24 protein-coding genes are annotated in these 16,718 nt (G+C 71.4%); 15 read left to right on the top strand and 9 right to left on the bottom strand.

The features are described 5' to 3' along the window. The 3 genes from V7793_RS19170 to V7793_RS19160 form a co-directional block, all read right to left on the bottom strand. Positions 1 to 450 (bottom strand): thiol-disulfide oxidoreductase DCC family protein (locus V7793_RS19170; protein ID WP_336008140.1); only part of this gene is annotated, 450 nt, incomplete at its 3' end. A 5-nt stretch (positions 451 to 455) separates the two neighbouring features. After that, positions 456 to 884 (bottom strand): hypothetical protein, encoded by a 429-nt coding sequence (locus V7793_RS19165; protein WP_336008137.1) that lies wholly within the window; start codon positions 882 to 884, stop codon positions 456 to 458. A gap of 101 nt (positions 885 to 985) precedes the next feature. Next, the gene (locus tag V7793_RS19160; protein ID WP_336008134.1) at positions 986 to 1,630 is read right to left on the bottom strand and encodes a TetR/AcrR family transcriptional regulator; all 645 of its coding nucleotides are present in this window, start codon (positions 1,628 to 1,630) and stop codon (positions 986 to 988) included. A gap of 437 nt (positions 1,631 to 2,067) precedes the next feature. Between V7793_RS19160 and V7793_RS19155 the strand changes: the two genes are divergently transcribed. Both V7793_RS19155 and V7793_RS19150 read left to right on the top strand, forming a co-directional pair. Further along, positions 2,068 to 3,873, top strand: coding sequence for an asparagine synthase-related protein (locus V7793_RS19155; protein WP_336008131.1), 1,806 nt, complete (start codon positions 2,068 to 2,070; stop codon positions 3,871 to 3,873). 91 nt (positions 3,874 to 3,964) lie between these two features. Beyond that, positions 3,965 to 4,228 (top strand): lasso peptide biosynthesis PqqD family chaperone, encoded by a 264-nt coding sequence (locus tag V7793_RS19150; protein WP_336008129.1) that lies wholly within the window; start codon positions 3,965 to 3,967, stop codon positions 4,226 to 4,228. 141 nt (positions 4,229 to 4,369) lie between these two features. Here V7793_RS19150 and rpsN read toward each other — a convergent pair whose 3' ends face one another. After that, positions 4,370 to 4,675, bottom strand: coding sequence for a 30S ribosomal protein S14 (gene rpsN, locus V7793_RS19145; RefSeq protein ID WP_336008127.1), 306 nt, complete (start codon positions 4,673 to 4,675; stop codon positions 4,370 to 4,372). Beyond that, entirely contained in the window at positions 4,675 to 4,911 is a 237-nt protein-coding gene (rpmB, locus tag V7793_RS19140; RefSeq protein ID WP_058045595.1) for a 50S ribosomal protein L28, read from the bottom strand. The genes rpsN and rpmB overlap by 1 nt, the downstream gene beginning before the upstream one ends. Positions 4,912 to 4,995: 84 nt before the next feature. Here rpmB and rpmG point away from each other — a divergent pair, with 84 nt between their 5' ends. From rpmG to V7793_RS19115, 5 genes are all read left to right on the top strand, one after another. Further along, positions 4,996 to 5,160, top strand: coding sequence for a 50S ribosomal protein L33 (gene rpmG / locus V7793_RS19135; protein ID WP_030367340.1), 165 nt, complete (start codon positions 4,996 to 4,998; stop codon positions 5,158 to 5,160). Between the two features lie 6 nt (positions 5,161 to 5,166). After that, on the top strand, positions 5,167 to 5,460 hold the full coding sequence (locus tag V7793_RS19130; RefSeq protein ID WP_336008123.1) for a type B 50S ribosomal protein L31: 294 nt from the start codon (positions 5,167 to 5,169) through the stop codon (positions 5,458 to 5,460). Beyond that, complete coding sequence (locus V7793_RS19125; RefSeq protein ID WP_336008120.1) at positions 5,457 to 6,665, top strand: CobW family GTP-binding protein; 1,209 nt, start codon at positions 5,457 to 5,459, stop codon at positions 6,663 to 6,665. Before V7793_RS19130 ends, V7793_RS19125 begins: the two co-directional genes overlap by 4 nt. A 73-nt stretch (positions 6,666 to 6,738) precedes the next feature. Further along, positions 6,739 to 6,981: a 30S ribosomal protein S18 gene (rpsR, locus tag V7793_RS19120; protein ID WP_336008118.1), complete on the top strand. Its 243-nt coding sequence runs from the start codon at positions 6,739 to 6,741 to the stop codon at positions 6,979 to 6,981. 190 nt (positions 6,982 to 7,171) lie between these two features. Further along, entirely contained in the window at positions 7,172 to 7,411 is a 240-nt protein-coding gene (locus V7793_RS19115) for a DUF397 domain-containing protein (protein WP_106674436.1), read from the top strand. A gap of 117 nt (positions 7,412 to 7,528) precedes the next feature. On the opposite strand, the gene V7793_RS19110 is transcribed toward V7793_RS19115, so the two are convergent. Continuing rightward, a complete protein-coding gene (locus V7793_RS19110; RefSeq protein WP_336008115.1) occupies positions 7,529 to 8,029 on the bottom strand; it encodes an ATP-binding protein in 501 nt (166 codons plus the stop codon). Positions 8,030 to 8,353: 324 nt separating this feature from the next. Here V7793_RS19110 and V7793_RS19105 point away from each other — a divergent pair, with 324 nt between their 5' ends. The 5 genes from V7793_RS19105 to V7793_RS19085 all read left to right on the top strand — a co-directional run bounded on the left by V7793_RS19105 (position 8,354) and on the right by V7793_RS19085 (position 12,302). After that, positions 8,354 to 9,217, top strand: a complete 864-nt coding sequence (locus V7793_RS19105; RefSeq protein WP_058045601.1) for a helix-turn-helix domain-containing protein — start codon at positions 8,354 to 8,356, stop codon at positions 9,215 to 9,217. Between the two features lie 86 nt (positions 9,218 to 9,303). Then, positions 9,304 to 10,761: an aldehyde dehydrogenase family protein gene (locus V7793_RS19100; protein WP_336008111.1), complete on the top strand. Its 1,458-nt coding sequence runs from the start codon at positions 9,304 to 9,306 to the stop codon at positions 10,759 to 10,761. Positions 10,762 to 10,865: 104 nt separating this feature from the next. Continuing rightward, positions 10,866 to 11,414, top strand: a complete 549-nt coding sequence (locus tag V7793_RS19095; protein ID WP_336008109.1) for a DinB family protein — start codon at positions 10,866 to 10,868, stop codon at positions 11,412 to 11,414. 115 nt (positions 11,415 to 11,529) lie between these two features. Beyond that, entirely contained in the window at positions 11,530 to 12,159 is a 630-nt protein-coding gene (locus tag V7793_RS19090; protein WP_336008106.1) for a PadR family transcriptional regulator, read from the top strand. Beyond that, entirely contained in the window at positions 12,105 to 12,302 is a 198-nt protein-coding gene (locus V7793_RS19085) for a hypothetical protein (protein ID WP_336008141.1), read from the top strand. Before V7793_RS19090 ends, V7793_RS19085 begins: the two co-directional genes overlap by 55 nt. On the opposite strand, the gene V7793_RS19080 is transcribed toward V7793_RS19085, so the two are convergent. Next, positions 12,299 to 12,541, bottom strand: coding sequence for a GntR family transcriptional regulator (locus V7793_RS19080; protein WP_443057946.1), 243 nt, complete (start codon positions 12,539 to 12,541; stop codon positions 12,299 to 12,301). The genes V7793_RS19085 and V7793_RS19080 overlap by 4 nt on opposite strands. A 167-nt stretch (positions 12,542 to 12,708) precedes the next feature. On the opposite strand from V7793_RS19080, the gene V7793_RS19075 reads away from it, so the two are divergent. After that, positions 12,709 to 13,008 (top strand): hypothetical protein, encoded by a 300-nt coding sequence (locus tag V7793_RS19075; protein WP_336008100.1) that lies wholly within the window; start codon positions 12,709 to 12,711, stop codon positions 13,006 to 13,008. 15 nt (positions 13,009 to 13,023) lie between these two features. Here V7793_RS19075 and V7793_RS19070 read toward each other — a convergent pair whose 3' ends face one another. After that, positions 13,024 to 14,451, bottom strand: coding sequence for a glutamate decarboxylase (locus V7793_RS19070; protein ID WP_336008097.1), 1,428 nt, complete (start codon positions 14,449 to 14,451; stop codon positions 13,024 to 13,026). Between the two features lie 84 nt (positions 14,452 to 14,535). Here V7793_RS19070 and V7793_RS19065 point away from each other — a divergent pair, with 84 nt between their 5' ends. Then, positions 14,536 to 15,294, top strand: coding sequence for a MerR family transcriptional regulator (locus V7793_RS19065; RefSeq protein WP_336008093.1), 759 nt, complete (start codon positions 14,536 to 14,538; stop codon positions 15,292 to 15,294). An 85-nt stretch (positions 15,295 to 15,379) separates the two neighbouring features. Here V7793_RS19065 and V7793_RS19060 read toward each other — a convergent pair whose 3' ends face one another. After that, on the bottom strand, positions 15,380 to 15,745 hold the full coding sequence (locus V7793_RS19060) for a YbjQ family protein (protein WP_106674457.1): 366 nt from the start codon (positions 15,743 to 15,745) through the stop codon (positions 15,380 to 15,382). A 236-nt stretch (positions 15,746 to 15,981) separates the two neighbouring features. On the opposite strand from V7793_RS19060, the gene V7793_RS19055 reads away from it, so the two are divergent. Beyond that, the coding region (locus V7793_RS19055) for a DedA family protein (protein ID WP_336008089.1) at positions 15,982 to 16,718 on the top strand (737 nt) is incomplete at its 3' end.

The raw sequence follows: 16,718 nt of genomic DNA, 5'->3' as shown, positions 1-16,718 counted from the left end.
GGCGTGGGCCCACCCGTTCGTGCCGGGCGCGGGCCGGTCCTGCCAGTACGCGCCGCGGTACCTGGACGCGGCCAGGAGGGCGTTGCGGGCGAAGCGGAGGCCGGACGGCGTGTTCATACGGTGGGAGAGCGGGCGGTACTCGGCCAGGGCCCACAGGCAGACGACCCACGCGGCGGCCCCGCGGTAGACCTGCCCGGCGTCGCCGACGACGGTGATCTCTTCGTACGTGGCGGCGTGGTCGAGCTCCGGGAAGCGGCGCCGGGCCTCGTCCGACCCGAGGGGCACCAGGTCGAGCGGTACGAGCTGACGCTGCCTCACGAGCCAGTTGCGCACGAAGGTGCAGAGCGGGCACTGCGCGTCGTAGAGCACGGTGAGCCGGCGGACGGGGACGCTCCGGGCGTCCCGGTCGGCGGCGGTGGTGGCAGTGGTGGCCGCCGTGACGGTCGTCATCGGGCTCAGCGCCCGCCGGCCGGCGCGGTCCACGGGCCCTGCTGACCCGCCCACCCCTGCGGCGCGACGGGCGGGACCTGCTCCCGCTCCATGATGCCGCGGCGGCGGAACTTGTTGAGGGCGTAGACGTTGCCGAGGTGCATGACGCCGAGCACGAGCAGGACGACGCCGAGCTTCTGCGACAGCGTCTCGAACACCCCGCGGGCGTCGGTGACGGTCGTGTCGTCCCGCAGGTACAGGGCGATGAACCCGAGGTTCACCAGGTAGAAGCCGACCACCAGCAGGTGGTTCACGGCCTCCGCGAGCTTCTCGTTGCCGTGCAGGACATCGGCGAGGAAGACCCGCCCGTTACGGCTGAGCGTGCGCGCGACCCAGACCGTGAGGCTCAGGCTGAGCAGCAGGTAGATGACGTATGCGACGACTGTGAGGTCCACGTCCCCAGCCCTTCTTGAACGTGTTCAAAAGCTCTGATGATCGTGACTGTAGACCTGTTTTTGAACACGTTCAAGCCGAGTGCCGGTCTCCGTTCGCGCCCCTACGCCCCGGGTGCGCTCGCGTAGTTGCCCAGGGAGGGGGCGAGCAGGTCGAAGACGTGCGCGGCTTCCTGGGCGACGGTGCCGGCGATCCGGTCGGTGGAGCGGCCCGCCAGCGTGAGCTCCTGGATGCGCTCGAAGAGCAGTCGCTGCGTGGCCGCGAGGAGAGCGGCGGCGGCCCGCGGCGCGATCCCCCTGTCCTCCTCGCCCCCGCTTCCGGCGAGGACCTCGGCGAGGGCTTCCTCGCGCTGGTCGTGCAGTTCGCGCAGGCGGGCCGTGAGCGTGGGGCTTTCGGCGATCATGTGCGCGAACTCGTAACCGGCGAAGCCCGCAACGGGGCTGCGCTCCTCCACCGCCGCCAGGAAGTACCGCCGCAGCGCGGCGAGGGCCGATTCGCCCTCGGTCCGGTCCGCGACGGCGCCGGCCAGGCTCGCCGCGAACTCCTCGTGGTGGTCGAGGGCCAGGTCCTCCTTGCGCGGGAAGTAGTTGGTGACCGTCTTCTTCGCGACCCGGGCCGCTGCGGCGATCTCGGCGATCGTCGTCTGCTCGAAGCCCTGCGCGAGGAAGAGCCGGGTGGCGTGGTCGGAGATCAGCTGCCTGGTCTCCTGCTTCTTGGACTCGCGGAGTCCCATCGTCTCGGCGCTCATGAGGCAATCTTAGTCCCGACGTAAAAATGCCCTTGGTGAACGTAGGGGCGGCGGGCTCTGTCGTTCAGCGCCAGGCATATCGTCACACTTGCCTCCTTGTCGTGTGAAATGTTCGCCTGTTCGGCGTAACAGGTGAAGGCGTGGGTATCCCGGGGCTCACGGTGCAGTTGCGTTGCATCTGGCGCACTGCTGGACAGCAGTCGCCGGGAGGGAGCCGGGCAGTGTGGTTCGCGGTTCTGCCGGACAGTGAGGCGGGCCTGGCTGCGGCTCGCGTGCTGTGCCCCCGGGCATCCCGGACGATCGACCACGCCTCGGGACGGCCCTGGCTGCTGGGCAGTTGGCCGGACGGAAGGGTGACGGTCGCCGGGCCTGGGGCGGGGCCTGGGGCGGGGGCGGGAGCAGGGGCGGGAACAGGGGCGACGGCAGGCGCGGCCCGGATGGCGGTGATCGGCCGCTGCCCCGTCACCGCGGCGGAGCTGGCCGCACGGCTGCGGCAGGTCCGTGACGTCGCGGACACCGAGCGGGCCGTGGCGGGCCTGGCGGGCAGCTTCCACGTGGTGACCTCGGCCGCCGGACGGGTCCGGGTACGGGGCTCCGCATCCGGCGCACGCGCGGTCTTCCACGCCCGCTTCGACGGTGTGACCGTGGCGGCCGACCGCGCCGACCGGCTCGCGGAGGCCGTCGGAGCGAGCCCGGACGAGCGGATGCTCGCACTCCACCTGCTCTCCTCGCCTCCTCCCCACCCGCTGGACGACCGGAGCCCGTGGCGCGGCGTGCACCGCGTACCGCCCGGGGACTGCCTGGTGATCGAGGCCGACGGACGGGCCCGTACGCAGCGCTGGTGGACCCCGCCGGAGCCGGCCCTGTCCGCGGCCGAAGGCGCGCGCGGGGTGCGCCGGGCGCTCGTCGCCGCCGTCGAGTCCTGCACGGCCGGCGGTGGCACGGTGAGTGCGGACCTCTCCGGCGGGATGGACTCCGCCGGCCTGTGCTTCCTCGCGGCCCGGATCGGCGCGGCGAAGCTGGTCACCCTGCGCTGGGAAGGGGCCGACCCGGGCGACGAGGACGGCCACCGGGCCGCCCGGGCCGCCGCCGCACTGCCCGACGCCCGGCACGTCCGGCCCGGCCGCTCCGGAACGCCTCTCTGGTTCAGCGACCCGGCCGGGACGGCAGACGTCCTGCACCCGGGCGCCGTCTACGGGATGAGTCCCCCGGCTTACGGCATGAGCCACCCGGCCGACAACATCGGCCACTTGACCCATGGCCCCGGCCACCCGGCCCACGGTCCCGGCCACCCGCCCCACGACATGAACCGCCCGGCCGACGAGCCCGGCGCCTGGGTGCGGGAGGCCGCCCGCTTCGCCAAGCTGTCCGCCCTGATGACCCTCCGGGGCTCCCGGCTGCACATGTCCGGCGGCGGCGGGGACGAGCTCTTCACCGCTCCCGCGCCGCATCTGCACGACCTCCTGCGCAGCCGCCCGCTCGCCGCCCTGGCCGCCGTCCGCAGGAAGCACGCCGGCCGTCGCCTGCCGCTGCTCCCGGTCCTGGGCGGCCTGGCGGACCGAAGCGACTTCCCCCAGTGGCTGACCGCTTGGGCGGACAGCCTCGTCCGCCCCGCCGCCTTCCCGGCGGGGAACGTCCCCTCCATGGCCTGGGGGCCGGACCTGCGCATGCCTTCCTGGGCGACCGCGGACGCGGTCCTCGCGGTGCGGGGCCTGCTGCGCGAGGCCGCGGCCGCCGCCCCGGAGCCGCTCCACGCGCAGCGCGGCCAGCACGCGGCGCTCGCGTCCGTACGGGCAGGCGGGCGCGGCGTCCGCCAGTTCGACCAGGTGACGTCCGCGAGGGGGCTGGAGTGCGCCGCGCCCTACCTCGACGACGGGGTGGTCGAGGCGGCGCTGTCCGTACGCGTCGGTGAACGCGGCGCGCCCGGCCGGCACAAGCCGGTCCTCGCCGCCGCCCTGCGCGGCATCGTTCCGGAACCGGTCCTGGGGCGGTCCGCCGAGGGCGAGTTCGGCGCGGACCCGTATGCCGACCTGTACGCGGGGCTGCGGCACAACCGGGCCCGTCTCGTCGCGCTGTTCGAGGACTCCCTGCTGGCCCGCGCGGGCCTGGTGGACGCGGCCGCCCTCCGGGCGAGCCTCCTCGGCCTGCACCCCGTACCGGGGCCCCTGCGCCCGCTCGACACCACCCTGGGCTGCGAACTGTGGCTCCGCTCCCTCCCCGACCGTGCCGCCTTGATGCCGTAGCCGCCGCCGCAGCCGCCATAGCTGCTGTAGCCGCCGCGGCTGCTGCAGCGGCCCTTCGTACGACCGCCTCACACGACCACGGGAGACCGCTGTGAACCTCACCCTTCGCCGGGATGTGTCCGCCACGGACACCGAGGACGGCATGGTGCTGCTCGATGAGCAGTCCGGGAGCTACTGGCAGCTCAACAGCACCGCCGCGCTCATCCTGCGCAGCCTGCTCGACGGCACCCCGGAGCAGGCGGCGCAGGTGCTCACCGAGCGGTATCCGGCCGTCTCCGCGGAGCGGGCCGCCACCGACGTGGCGGCGCTCATCGACTCCCTCTCCACGGCCCGCCTGGTGATGACCGGCGGGTGACCGGGCCGGCAGCCGCCGGCTCGCCCCGGCAGCTGCGGCCACGACTGCCGGCCACGACTGCCGGCCACGACTGCCGGCCATGACGTGCCGGCCATGACGTGCCAGCCACGACGTGCCGGCCCGGCGACTGCCGCCCGCCGTCTACCAGCTGGACTTCCGCACCCCCGGCAGGTGCCCGGCGTGGGCCTCCTTGCGCAGGTTCACGCGCGACAGGCCGAACGTACGGAAGTAGCCGCGCGGCCGGCCGTCGCCGGAGTCGCGGTTGCGCAGGCGCGTGGCGCTCGCGTCCCGCGGCTGGCGCCGCAGTTCGTGCTCGGCCGCCAGCCGCTCCTCCTCCGGCGTACGCGGGTTGCGGATGACGGCCTTGAGGAGGGCCCGGCGCGCCGCGTAGCGGGCGACCGTCAGCCGCCGCTGCTCGTTCTTCGCGATCTTGCTCTTCTTGGCCATCAGACCTTCCCCCCACGGGCCCGGATGCGGGCGACGGCAGCCTCGACGCCGATGGTGTCGACGGTCTTGATCCCCTTCGCGCTCAGCCGCAGCCGTACGTGCCGGCCTTCGGAGGGGAGCCAGTAGCGCTTGCTCTGGATGTTGGGGTCGAACCGCCGCGACGTGCGGCGGTGGGAGTGGGAGATGGTCTTGCCGAATCCGGGCTTGCGGCCGGTCAGCTGGCAGTGCGCCGACAAGGGTCAGACCTCCTGGGAGGGATCGATCGAGGGCTCCGGAAGAGCCTTAATGAAAATGGGAACCATTTCTGTATAGTAGCCCCCATGGCCCGCAACGAGCTACGCCCCGTCATCAAGCTCCGGTCCACCGCCGGAACCGGCTACACCTACGTCACCCGCAAGAACCGCCGTAACGACCCCGACCGCATGCAACTGCGCAAGTACGACCCGGTCGCCGGCCGCCACGTCACCTTCCGAGAGGAGCGCTGATCCGCTGTGAAGCCCGGAATCCACCCGCCCTACGGCCCCGTCGTCTTCCGTGACCGCGCGGCCGGCTTCGCCTTCCTCACACGCTCGACCGCCACCAGCGACAAGACGGTCGAGTGGGAGGACGGCAGCACGTACCCCGTCATCGACGTCGAGATCTCCTCGGCGAGCCACCCCTTCTACACGGGCACGGCCCGCGTCCTGGACACCGCCGGCCGCGTCGAGCGCTTCGAGCGCCGCTACGGCAGCCGCGGCAGCAGCGGTGACCGCGGCAGCAGCGGTGACCGCGGGGGCCGGCGGTGACCGCGCCGCACCCCCTGCCCGTGGCCCTGGTGGGCGGTCTGCACGCGGACGCCCGCCGGGCCGCGGTCGAGCGCCTCCTGCGGACCGTCCCCGGCAGCGTCGCCCTCCACCACGACCTGGCCACCGCTTCCGCCGGAACGGTCCGCCGCACGGTGCGGGACCGCACCGGCATCCTCGACGAGGGCGAGGCGCCGCTCGTCAACGACTGCGCCTGCTGCGCCCTGCGCGAGGACCTCATGCCCGAACTGGAGCGGCTCGCCGCCTCGGGCACGTGCCGGCTCGCCGTCGTCGAACTGTGGGACTCCGTCGAACCCAAGGCCATGGCCGAGGTCGTGGCGGCCCACGCGGGCGAGCACCTGCGGCTCACCGGCGTGATCACGGCCGTGGACCCGGCCCTCGTCCTGCCCGCCCTCGGCTGCGGTGACGACCTCGCGGAGGCCGGGCTGGCCGCCGCGGCCGCCGACCAGCGCACCGTGGCCGACACCTTCGCCCGGCAGCTGGAGTATCCGACGGTGCTCGCGCTGGCGGAGGGAACGGCGGCCGGGGAGGACGCCGACGGCGACCGGACCGCCTTCGGCGAGCCCGTGGCCCCGGCCGACGCCGCCGACCACGCCCTCCTCTCCCAACTCGCCCCCACTGCACGTCACCTCGCCGTCGACTCCGTCGAACTGGCGGCCGCCGCGGTCGCCGGGTTCGACGTGGAGGCGGCCGCGGCCCGGCAGCACCCCGCCTGCGCACTGCTGCCCCAGGAGGCCGACGCGGAAGGCGTCGCCACGCTCGTGTGGCGCGGGCGCCGCCCCTTCCACCCGGGGCGGCTCTACGCCGCACTGGAGGACCTGTGCTGTGCCGCCGCGCGCAGCCGGGGCCGCTTCTGGCTCGCCGACCGGCCGGACACGCTGCTGGCGTGGGACGCGGCGGGCGGCGCGCTGTGCGTGGAGAGCGCGGGGCCGTGGCTCGCGGCGCTGCCGGACGCCGCCTGGGACATGGTGCCGCCGGACCGGCGCGTGGCCGCCTCCCTCGACTGGGACCCCGAACACGGCGACCGTGTCCAGCACCTCACGTTCACCTCGCCGGGGCTCGACGCCGACGGGCTGCGCACGCTGCTGGAGTCCTGCCTGCTGACCGACGCCGAATACGCGGGCGGGCCGGACGCCTGGCGGCTGCTCCCCGCCGTGTTCGACGAACTCCTCGACCCCGTTTCCTGACTCCTCTGCAGATCCGCAGTTCACGGATTCACAGCTTCACAGACCCCCTGTTCCAGAACTTCAAGGACGCTTCATGCCCCGCCGCCCCGACCACCGCAAGAACCTCAAGCCCCGCCCCAACCCCCTGGAGGCGGCAGGCATCACGTACATCGACTACAAGGACACCGATCTGCTGCGGAAGTTCATTTCGGACCGGGGGAAGATCCGCAGCCGCCGGGTGACCCGGGTCACCGTTCAGCAGCAGCGCCTGCTGGCCCGGGCGATCAAGAATGCACGTGAGATGGCACTCCTGCCGTATTCGAGTACGGGCAAGTAGTCGGCGGTCGCGTGGTCACGATGCCGTAGTCACCGTGAAGTAATGGTGGGAACACCGTAAGTGCACGTGCATTCGCTCATGCAGAAGCATGTGAACGCAGCTATGATCCGGAGTAGTTGTCAACCCCACCATTCGCCGCCGGGCGTGCCGGGCGTGGCCGGGGTGCCCTGCAATTCTCCGGGAGAGTCCTGTGCCTCACGCGTACAACGGCATGGCTGCCGCGGACCTCGACGGCGTCGTCTGGCGGAAGAGCCGGCACTCCAACTCCCAGGGATCGTGCGTGGAGTTCGCCAAGCTGCCGGGCGGCGGGGTCGCCGTGCGCAATTCCCGTCATCCGGACGGTCCGGCGCTCGTCTACACGCCTGCGGAGATCGACGCCATGCTGCGCGGGATCAAGGACGGGGAATTCGACTATCTGGTGACCGACTGATCCGGTAGTCGGTTACTGCCGGGCGTACGGCTCGTACTGCCGGCGCTGCGCGTACCGCGCGTACCGCTGAGCGCGCCGCTCGTACCGCTAAGCGTGCTGAGCGCGCCGCTCGTACCGCTAAGCGTGCTGCTCGTTCGGCAGCCGGAAGAGGGCCCATACGACCTTGCCGTGCAGCGCCCCCGCGAGCGGGTGCCAGCCCCAGGTGTCGCTGAAGGACTCGACGAGGAAGAGCCCCCGCCCGCACTCCGCCGAGGCGTCCGCCTCGCCGGCCGTCGGGCTCTCCTCGCTGGGGTCGCGCACGGCGCACACGAGCCGCGACGTCCACCGCATCAGGTGCAGCCGCACCGGAGGGTCGAATTCGCCGCCGGGTATCGGCTCGGTGGGCAGGGCGTAGCGCAAGGAGTTGGTGACCAGCTCCGAGACCACGAGCGCCACGTCGTCGAAGAGCCCGGCCAGGCCCCACCCCTGGAGGGTCGTTCTGGTGAACGTACGGGCGGTCCTGACCGCTTCGAAGCGGGGTGGGAGTGCGCAGGACGCCGAGTTGGGGGCGGCCGATGGGGCGATCGGTGGCAGCCCTCGCCACAGAGGAGAGAGCACAGTCGATCCTTCGGTACCCATCCGAGGCACTCCTGGCAATCGTGGACGTGACACGCACGTGTGCGTTCCCCATCGTTCCCAATGCGGATGGCGGATGCAAGGGCAGATGCACGTGCACGTGGGGGGTTTGGGGGCGCACGTTCGCGTTCGGCCGCAATTCTTCCTACGCCCTCTTCCGTACGACCTCCGGCCTACTCCCCTCCGGGTAGCCGGATGCACACTCAATGCACACTCAACCGAGCCCGGAGGTGGCAGACTTCACCGCCGGGGGCTGCGGGGGTCGCCCCCGGAGAGGGCGAGCGCGGCAAGGCCGGAAACGGAACCGGAAGAGGAGGAGTCGCAACGATGGCCACGAGCGAGTCGAGCGGTTCAGTGGTGCGCCGCATACTCCTGGGCTCCCAGCTCAGGCGACTGCGTGAGTCACGTGGGATAACCCGCGAGGCGGCCGGCTACTCGATCCGTGCGTCCGAGTCGAAGATCAGCCGTATGGAGCTGGGCCGGGTGAGCTTCAAGGCGCGTGATGTGGAAGACCTGCTGACCCTCTACGGCGTCACGGACGAGCTGGAGCGCGAGGCGCTGCTCGGCCTCGCCCGCGAAGCCAACGTCGCCGGCTGGTGGCACAGCTACGGCGACGTGCTGCCGGGCTGGTTCCAGACCTACGTCGGGCTGGAGGGCGCCGCCTCGCACATCGGGATCTACGAGGTGCAGTTCGTGCACGGGCTGCTGCAGACGGAGGGGTACGCCCAGGCCGTCGTGGTCCGCGGCCAGCCCGCGGCCGACGGGGCGGAGGTCGAGCGCCGCGTCTCGCTGCGCATGGAGCGCCAGAAGCTGCTCTTCTCCGAGCGCGCCCCGCACTTCCACGCCGTCCTGGACGAGGCCGCGCTGCACCGCCCGTACGGTGGCGAGGCCGTCATGCGCGGCCAGCTGCAGCACCTGATGGACATCTCCGAGCAGGCCAACGTGACCCTTCAGGTGATGCCCTTCGCGCACGGCGGGCACGCGGGCGAGAGCGGCGCCTTCACCATGCTCCGCTTCCCCGAGTCGGACCTGTCGGACGTGGTCTACCTGGAGCAGCTCACGAGCGCGCTCTACCTCGACAAGCCCGACGAAGTGGCCCAGTACGGAAGGGTGATGGAGCGGCTGCACGAGGACAGCCTCTCGCCGTCGGCCACCCGGGACCTGCTGAGGCGGCTGCTTCAACTCATGTGACACATCAGTACGATGACGTCCCATCAGGAGCGCGTTCCGGTTCGGGCGCCCCCGAGCGCCCCCGTATCTCCAGGCAGGGATGGCACATGTCCTACTTCGAAGAATTGGCCTTCCAGTACATCGACGGCGAGTGGCGGTCCGGCACCGGCTCCTGGGACATCGTCGACTTCAACCCGTACAACGGGGAGAAGCTCGCCTCCATCACCGTCGCCGGCGTGGCGGAGATCGACCAGGCCTACCGCGCCGCCGAGCGCGCCCAGCCCGCGTGGGGCGCCACCAATCCGTACACCCGCCGGCTGGTCTTCGAGCGGGCACTGCGCGTCATCGACGACCGGGAGGCCGAGCTGTCCGCCGCGATCACGGCGGAGTGCGGCGGCACGGCCCTGAAGGCGGCGTTCGAGCTGCACCTGGCGCGGGAGTTCCTGCGGGAGGCCCTCCACCTCTCGCTGCGGGCCGAGGGGCGGATCCTGCCCTCCCCGGACGACACCAAGGAGAACCGCCTCTACCGGGTGCCGGTCGGCGTCGTCGCGGTGATCAGCCCGTTCAACTTCCCGTTCCTGCTGTCTCTGAAGTCCGTCGCGCCGGCGCTCGCCCTCGGCAACACCGTCGTCCTCAAACCGCACCAGAACACGCCCATATGCGGCGGCGGGCTGGTGGCCAAGGTCCTGGAGGAGGCCGGGCTGCCGGCGGGCGTGCTCAACGTCGTCGTCACCGACATCGCGGAGATCGGCGACGCGCTCATCGAGCACCCCGTGCCGAAGGTCATCTCCTTCACGGGCTCCGACAAGGTCGGCCGGCACGTGGCCACGGTCGCCGCGTCCCACTTCAAGAAGACCGTCCTGGAGCTCGGCGGCAACAGCGCGCTGATCGTCCTCGACGACGCCGACCTCGACTACGCCGTCGAGGCGGCGGTATTCAGCCGTTTCATCCACCAGGGGCAGGTCTGCATGGCCGCCAACCGGGTGCTCGTCGACCGCTCGGTGGAGCAGGAGTTCACCGAGAAGTTCGTCGCCAAGGTCAAGAGCCTCAAGGTCGGCGACCCGGGCGACCCGGCCACCCACATCGGGCCGCTCATCCACGCCGGGCAGGCCGAGGCGATCGGCTCCCTGGTCGAGCAGGCCGTCGCCGACGGCGCGACCGCGCTGGTGCGCGGCCGGACGGAGGGCACGCTCGTCGAGCCGTCCGTCCTGACCGGGCTGAAGGCCGACGCCGCGATCCTCGGCCAGGAGATCTTCGGGCCGGTCGCGCTGATCATCCCCTTCGACGGCGAGGAGGAGGCCGTCCGGCTGGCCAACGCCACGCCGTACGGGCTGAGCGGCGCCGTCCACACGGGGGACACCGAGCGCGGCGTGCGCGTGGCGAAGCGCATCGACGCGGGAATGATCCACGTGAACGACGGGACCGTGCACGACGAGCCGATCGTGCCCTTCGGGGGCGAGAAGGCGTCGGGCGTGGGCCGGCTGAACGGCGACGCGATGGTGGACGTGTTCACGACGACGAAGTGGATCTCGATCCAGCACGGGAAGAGCCGGTTCCCGTTCTGAGGGTGCTGCTGCTGCGATACGCGCGCGTTGAGGACAGAACCTGACCGCATGGGGTCCTACGTTTGCTCCGACGGACCGGCAGAGCGAAGGAAGAGGCGGACCCCATGGTTACTCACGTCATCGAGAAGAACCCCTCCGACGAGCGCGGCACCCTGCTGGCGTTCGTGGAGGCCCAGCGGGGCGGCCTGCGGCGGGCGCTCCTCGGGCTGACCGACGAGCAGGCCGCGCTGAAGCCGAGCGCGAGCGAGCTGTCCCTGGGCGGCCTGGTCAAGCACGTGACGCAGGCCGAGCGGAACTGGCTGCTGCTGGCGCAGGGCCGGGCGGACGAGACCGGGCACGACGAGTCCGCGTGGGCCGACGGCTTCCGGCTCCTGGAGGGCGAGACGGTCGCCGGGGCGCTCGCCCACTGGGAGCAGGTCGCGGCGGAGACGGAGAAGTTCATCCGCTCCGTACCCAGCCTGGAGGACACCTTCCCGCTGCCCCCGGCGCCCTGGTTCCCCGCGGACGCGCGGGTGTCGATGCGCTGGCTGCTGCTCCACCTGGTGGAGGAGATGGCGCGGCACGCCGGGCACGCGGACGTCATCCGCGAGTCCCTCGACGGGAAGACCGCCTTCGAGCTGGTGGCGCTGGCGGCCGGGGAGGACGGGGCCTGACGGGCGTCTCCTGACGGACAGGGCTTGACGGGCGGGGCCTGATGTGGCCCGGTCCCCCGTTCCACCTAGTCTGGGCATCGTCCGGCGGTGGTGGAACGAGGAGGCTGAGGACGCGATGTCGGCGATCCGGTTGCTGGTCCTGGGCGCGGTCCGGCAGCACGGCCGGGCCCACGGCTACCAGGTCCGCAACGACCTGGAGCTCTGGGGCGCGCACCAGTGGTCCAACGCCAAGCCCGGGTCGATCTACCACGCGCTCAAGGCCATGGCCAAGCAAGGCTTGATGATCGCCCACGACACCGCCCCCAGCGAGGCCGGCGGCCCCCCGCGCACCGAGTACGAGCTGACACCCGCCGGCCGGGAGGAGTACCTCCGGCTGCTGCGGCACGCCCTGTCCGCCCACGACGAGAGGATCGACGTCCTCACCGCCGGCGTCGGCTTCCTCGTCGACCTTCCGCGCGCCGAAGCCATCGCCCTGCTCAAGCAGCGCGTGGCCGCCCTGGATGAGTGGCGCGAGGAGATCCGCCGCCACTGGACCCCCGCCGAGGGCGAGGACTGGGGCCACATCGCCGAAATCATGGGCCTGTGGGTGCACACGGCCGAGACGGGCGGGCAGTGGACCCGCGGCCTCATCGAGCGCCTGGAAGCGGGCGCGTACGAGATGGCGGACGAGGGCGAGCGCGAGGGCGAGCCGTGGCGGGGCGGGATCGCGCCGGAGCCGGGGCCCGGGGGCGCGAGCGCGAGCTGACCGTGCTGCGCTGGCAGTACGGGCCCACGGCCTGGGCGGACCTGCTCAAGCGGAGCGGCTTCACGCACGTCGACGCGTGCGTCGTGCCCCCGCCGGGAGACGAGCCTCTGGGCACCCTGCTCGTGCGCGCCGAGGTCGCCTAGCTCTTCGGCTTGGGCGGTTGGGCGGCTACGAAGGAGCCCATGCCGTGGGTGGTGATGATGAGGCCCTCTTCGCGTAGGGCGCGAGTGACCTTGCGGACAGTCACCCGTGCGACGCCGAACTCCTGCTCAAGCTTTGTCTCGGAGAGCAGGTAGTTCACCGGGTACTCGCCGGTGTTGATGCGCTTCCGGATGACGTCGGCGATCTGCGTCCACTTGGGGAGCGTCGGGTCGAATTCCATCACTGGGCGACTGTACGTATGAGTGACTAGTCGAACATAGCAGCTGACGCCAGCATACGCCTATAGACATGTGCATCAGACCCGCTCTATTGTGGCGCTCCAAGAGACCCCCGCGACCGCTCGCAACGGCCCGGGGGCATGGCCACCAGGCTGTAGGAGCTGATGACGTGAAGGACTCTATCTCCCGCCTCCTCGCCCGGACGAGGGCTCTCTTCAGCCGCCGCACGGCGCCCGAAACCCCCGTCACGCCGCCCCCGCCGGAGGCGCCCGCGCCTCCCGCCGCTCCCGAGCCGCTCCGCCCCCACTGCGGTGTCTACGTGTGGGCCACCGCCCACGGGATCGACCTGCGGCCCACGACCCCGCTGCTCACCTGCACCTGTTCCACCAAGTCGCCGCACGCCGCCGACTCCGAAGCGCTCCGCGCGCGCGTGCGTGAGGTCAACGCCCGTAGTACCTGGGGGAAGTGAGGAGCCCTCGCTTCCTCAGTGGTGGAACGCCGTCGCCACCGTCTCCGGCCGCCCCAGCGGCCCCGGCTGGCGGCGGAGTTCCGGGAGGAGGCTGCGGAGGTCGTCCATGAAGAGGTCGGCCAGGTCGTGGGAGAAGCCGTTGCGGCAGACGACGCGCAGGACGGAGAGGTCCTCGCGGTCGGGCGGGAAGGTGTAGGCGGGAACGAGCCAGCCGCGTTCGCGCAGGCGGCGGGAGACGTCGAAGACGTCGTAGGCGTCGATGCCGTCGGCGACGGTGAAGGCGAAGACGGGCAGTTCGTCGCCGCGGGTCAGGAGGCGGAAGTCGCCCGTCTCCTCGATCAGGCCGGACAGGCGGCACGCCACGTCGCGGCCGTTCTGCTGCACCGCGCGGTAGCCCTCGCGGCCGAGGCGCAGGAAGGTGTAGTACTGGGCGGCCACCTGGGCGCCGGGGCGGGAGAAGTTGAGGGCGAAGGTGGGCATGTCCCCGCCCAGGTAGTTGACGCGGAAGACCAGTTCCTCGGGGAGGGACGGGCGGTCGCGCCACAGGGCCCAGCCTACGCCCGGGTAGACTAGGCCGTACTTGTGGCCGGAGGTGTTGATCGAGGCGACGCGCGGCAGGCGGAAGTCCCAGACGAGACCGGGGTCGAGGAAGGGCGCGATCATCGCCCCCGACGCGCCGTCCACGTGGACCGGCACGTCCAGGCCCGTACGCTCCTGCAGCTCGTCCAGGGCGGCGCAGACGTCCGCCACGGGCTCGTAGGAGCCGTCGAACGTCGAGCCCATGACGGCGACCACCCCGATGGTGTTCTCGTCGCAGAGGGCCGCCGCGGCGACGGGGTCGATGTGGAAGCGGTCGCCTGCCAGGGGCACTTGGCGGGCCTCGACCTCCCAGAAGTTGCAGAACTTCTCCCAGCAGACCTGGACGTTGGCGCCCATCACCAGGTTCGGCCGGGCCTCGGCGGAGGGGTAGCGGTGGGCGTTGCGGGTGGCCCAGCGCCGTTTGAACGCCAGTCCGGCCAGCATGCATGCCTCGCTCGACCCGGTGGTGGAGCAGCCGACGGCCGCGGACGGGTCCGGCGCGTGCCAGAGGTCGGCGAGCATGGCCACGCAGCGCCGTTCCAGCTCGGCGGTGCGCGGGTACTCGTCCTTGTCGATCATGTTCTTGTCCCGGCAATCGGCCATGAGCGCCGCCGCCTGGGGCTCCATCCAGGTGGTGACGAAGGTGGCCAGGTTGAGCCGGGCGTTGCCGTCGAGCATCAGCTCGTCGTGGACGATCTGGTACGCGGCGTGCGGGGCCGTCGGCCCGTCGGGCAGCCGGTGGCGCGGCGGCTCGGCCGCCATCCCGCCGACCGGGTCGGCGTCACCGTAGAAGGGGTTCACCGCCAGCCGGCGACGGCGTGCGGTGCGGGCGCCTGGTGCTTCCTCGCCTCGGTGCAGGGCCATGATCGCGACGATACGGACTTGCACCTCACGCAACGGGAGGGCGCACCGTGGAGCCCGCAAGCCCGTAACGGGAAAGGAGCGGAGATGAGCTACTCCGTAGGACAGGTCGCAGCCTTCGCCGGGGTGACCGTGCGGACGCTGCACCACTACGACGAGATCGGGCTGCTCGTGCCCGGTGGGCGCAGTCACGCCGGGCACCGGCGCTACGCCGACGCCGACCTCGACCGGCTGCAGCAGATCCTGTTCTACCGGGAGCTCGGCTTTCCGCTGGACGAGGTGGCGGTGCTGCTGGACGACCCGGGCGTGAACCCGGTCGAGCACCTGCGCCGCCAGCACGGTCTGCTCGTCGAGCGGATCGAGCAGCTCCAGCGCATGGCCACCGCCGTGGAGCACGCCATGGAGGCGAAGAAGATGGGGATCCAGCTCACGCCGGAGGAGAAGTTCGAGGTGTTCGGGGACTCCGACCCCGACCAGTACGCGGAGGAGGTCGAGCAGCGGTGGGGCGACACGGAGGCCTACCGCGAGTCGCAGCGCCGGACCGCCTCGTACACGAAGGAGGACTGGCTGCGGATGCAGGCCGAGGCGGACGGGCTCAACGAGCGCATCGCCGCCCTCATGGGCACCGGCGCGGCCGCCGACTCCCCGGAGGCCATGGACCTCGCCGAGGAGCACCGGCAGCAGATCGTGCGCTTCTACTACGACTGCACGTACGACATTCACACCTGTCTCGGCGAGATGTACGTCACAGACGAGCGGTTCACCGCCACCTATGAGGCCATCCGGCCCGGCATGGCCGGCTACCTCCGGGACGCCATTCTGGCCAATGCGGTGCGCAACGTGTGAGACGTGCAAGACGTGTGAAACGCGAGAACAGCAGAGGGCGGCCCGGGCTCCGAAGCCCGGGCCGCCCCCGCCGGCGGCCGTTCCGTCACGGACGGGGCGAGATCACCACCGCCGTGCCGTACGCACACACCTCCGTGCCCACGTCCGCCGCCTCCGTCACGTCGAAGCGGAACATCAGCACCGCGTTCGCGCCCCGGGCCCGCGCCTGTTCGATCAGCCGCTCCATGGCCTGGTTGCGGGTCTCCACCAGGGTCTTCGTCAGGCCCTTGAGCTCGCCGCCGACCAGGGACTTCAGGCCCGCGCCGATCTGGCTGCCGATGTGGCGGGAGCGCACGGTGAGGCCGAAGACCTCGCCGATGACGCGGTCGACCTTGTAGCCGGGGACGTCGTTCGTCGTCACGACCAGGACGTCGGACTGGCTCTGCCCGCCGCCGTACTCCTCGATGCCCATCGCATCCACCTCCGTGTGTGCAGTTTTGCCGGTGCCTGACCAGGACGCATGCCGGGCTCCGGGGGTTGCTCCGAACGGGTGTACACAGCACGGGGCGGCCAGGGCGGGAGCGCTGCCGCACACTGGAACGCGGAGGCTCCCGGTCGCGTTGGTAACTTGGGGCCGCACATCACCCCGCCCAGCCTGTGCCCGGGCCTCGCACGAGCCTGTGCCCTCGACCCAGGAGCCTGTCACCCGTGACCCCCACGACCACTCTCGCGCTCGGCCCCCAGTGGCTGGACGCGAACTATCTGATCGAGCAATTCGGTCTGATCGGCGTCCTGGCCATCGTCTTCGCGGAGTCCGGCCTCCTGATCGGCTTCTTCCTCCCCGGCGACTCCCTGCTGTTCACCACGGGTCTGCTGGTGACCACGGGCCAGATCAGCAAGCCGCTGTGGATGGTCTGCACGCTGGTGGCGGTCGCGGCGATCCTGGGCGACCAGGCGGGCTACCTCTTCGGCCGCAAGGTCGGCCCCGCGCTCTTCAAGCGACCCGACTCCAAGCTCTTCAAGCAGGAGAACGTGGAGAAGGCGCACGAGTTCTTCGAGAAGTACGGCCCGAAATCGCTGGTCCTGTGCCGTTTCGTGCCCGTGATCCGCACCTTCACGCCGATCATCGCCGGCGTGAGCCGGATGAACTACCGCTCGTTCCTCATCTTCAACGTCGTCGGCGGCATCCTGTGGGGCGTCGGCGTGACGCTGCTCGGTGCGGGGCTCGGCAAGATCGAGTTCGTGCACAAGAACATCGAGGCGATCCTGATCGCCATCGTGCTGATCTCGGTGGTGCCGATCGTCATCGAGTTCCTGCGGGCCCGCTCCAAGAGCAAGAAGGCCGCGGCGCAGGGCGGCGGCCACCCGGGTGCGGTGGGCGGCCCCCGCCCTGTCTCTTCTCCACACCTGACGCTGCCGACGACAGAACTTAGGTGTAGATCTCG

It is taken from the genome of Streptomyces sp. KLMMK (assembly GCF_036961605.1).
Lineage (GTDB): Bacteria > Actinomycetota > Actinomycetes > Streptomycetales > Streptomycetaceae > Streptomyces > Streptomyces telluris.
Note: the sequence above shows the minus strand (reverse complement) of the source record. Positions and strands in the feature narration are given on the sequence as shown.

Excerpts from the sequence above, each read along its gene's own strand:
- rpmG (WP_030367340.1), top strand. The coding sequence starts at position 4,996 with ATGGCCCGCAACGAGCTACGCCCCGTCATCAAGCTCCGGTCCACCGCC.
- V7793_RS19160 (WP_336008134.1), bottom strand. The coding sequence starts at position 1,630 with ATGAGCGCCGAGACGATGGGACTCCGCGAGTCCAAGAAGCAGGAGACC.
- rpsN (WP_336008127.1), bottom strand. The coding sequence starts at position 4,675 with ATGGCCAAGAAGAGCAAGATCGCGAAGAACGAGCAGCGGCGGCTGACG.
- V7793_RS19100 (WP_336008111.1), top strand. The coding sequence starts at position 9,304 with ATGTCCTACTTCGAAGAATTGGCCTTCCAGTACATCGACGGCGAGTGG.
- rpsR (WP_336008118.1), top strand. The coding sequence starts at position 6,739 with ATGCCCCGCCGCCCCGACCACCGCAAGAACCTCAAGCCCCGCCCCAAC.
- V7793_RS19090 (WP_336008106.1), top strand. The coding sequence starts at position 11,530 with ATGTCGGCGATCCGGTTGCTGGTCCTGGGCGCGGTCCGGCAGCACGGC.
- V7793_RS19105 (WP_058045601.1), top strand. The coding sequence starts at position 8,354 with ATGGCCACGAGCGAGTCGAGCGGTTCAGTGGTGCGCCGCATACTCCTG.
- V7793_RS19155 (WP_336008131.1), top strand. The coding sequence starts at position 2,068 with ATGGCGGTGATCGGCCGCTGCCCCGTCACCGCGGCGGAGCTGGCCGCA.
- V7793_RS19080 (WP_443057946.1), bottom strand. The coding sequence starts at position 12,541 with ATGGAATTCGACCCGACGCTCCCCAAGTGGACGCAGATCGCCGACGTC.
- V7793_RS19110 (WP_336008115.1), bottom strand. The coding sequence starts at position 8,029 with ATGGGTACCGAAGGATCGACTGTGCTCTCTCCTCTGTGGCGAGGGCTG.
- V7793_RS19095 (WP_336008109.1), top strand. The coding sequence starts at position 10,866 with ATGGTTACTCACGTCATCGAGAAGAACCCCTCCGACGAGCGCGGCACC.
- V7793_RS19065 (WP_336008093.1), top strand. The coding sequence starts at position 14,536 with ATGAGCTACTCCGTAGGACAGGTCGCAGCCTTCGCCGGGGTGACCGTG.
- V7793_RS19060 (WP_106674457.1), bottom strand. The coding sequence starts at position 15,745 with ATGGGCATCGAGGAGTACGGCGGCGGGCAGAGCCAGTCCGACGTCCTG.
- V7793_RS19070 (WP_336008097.1), bottom strand. The coding sequence starts at position 14,451 with ATGGCCCTGCACCGAGGCGAGGAAGCACCAGGCGCCCGCACCGCACGC.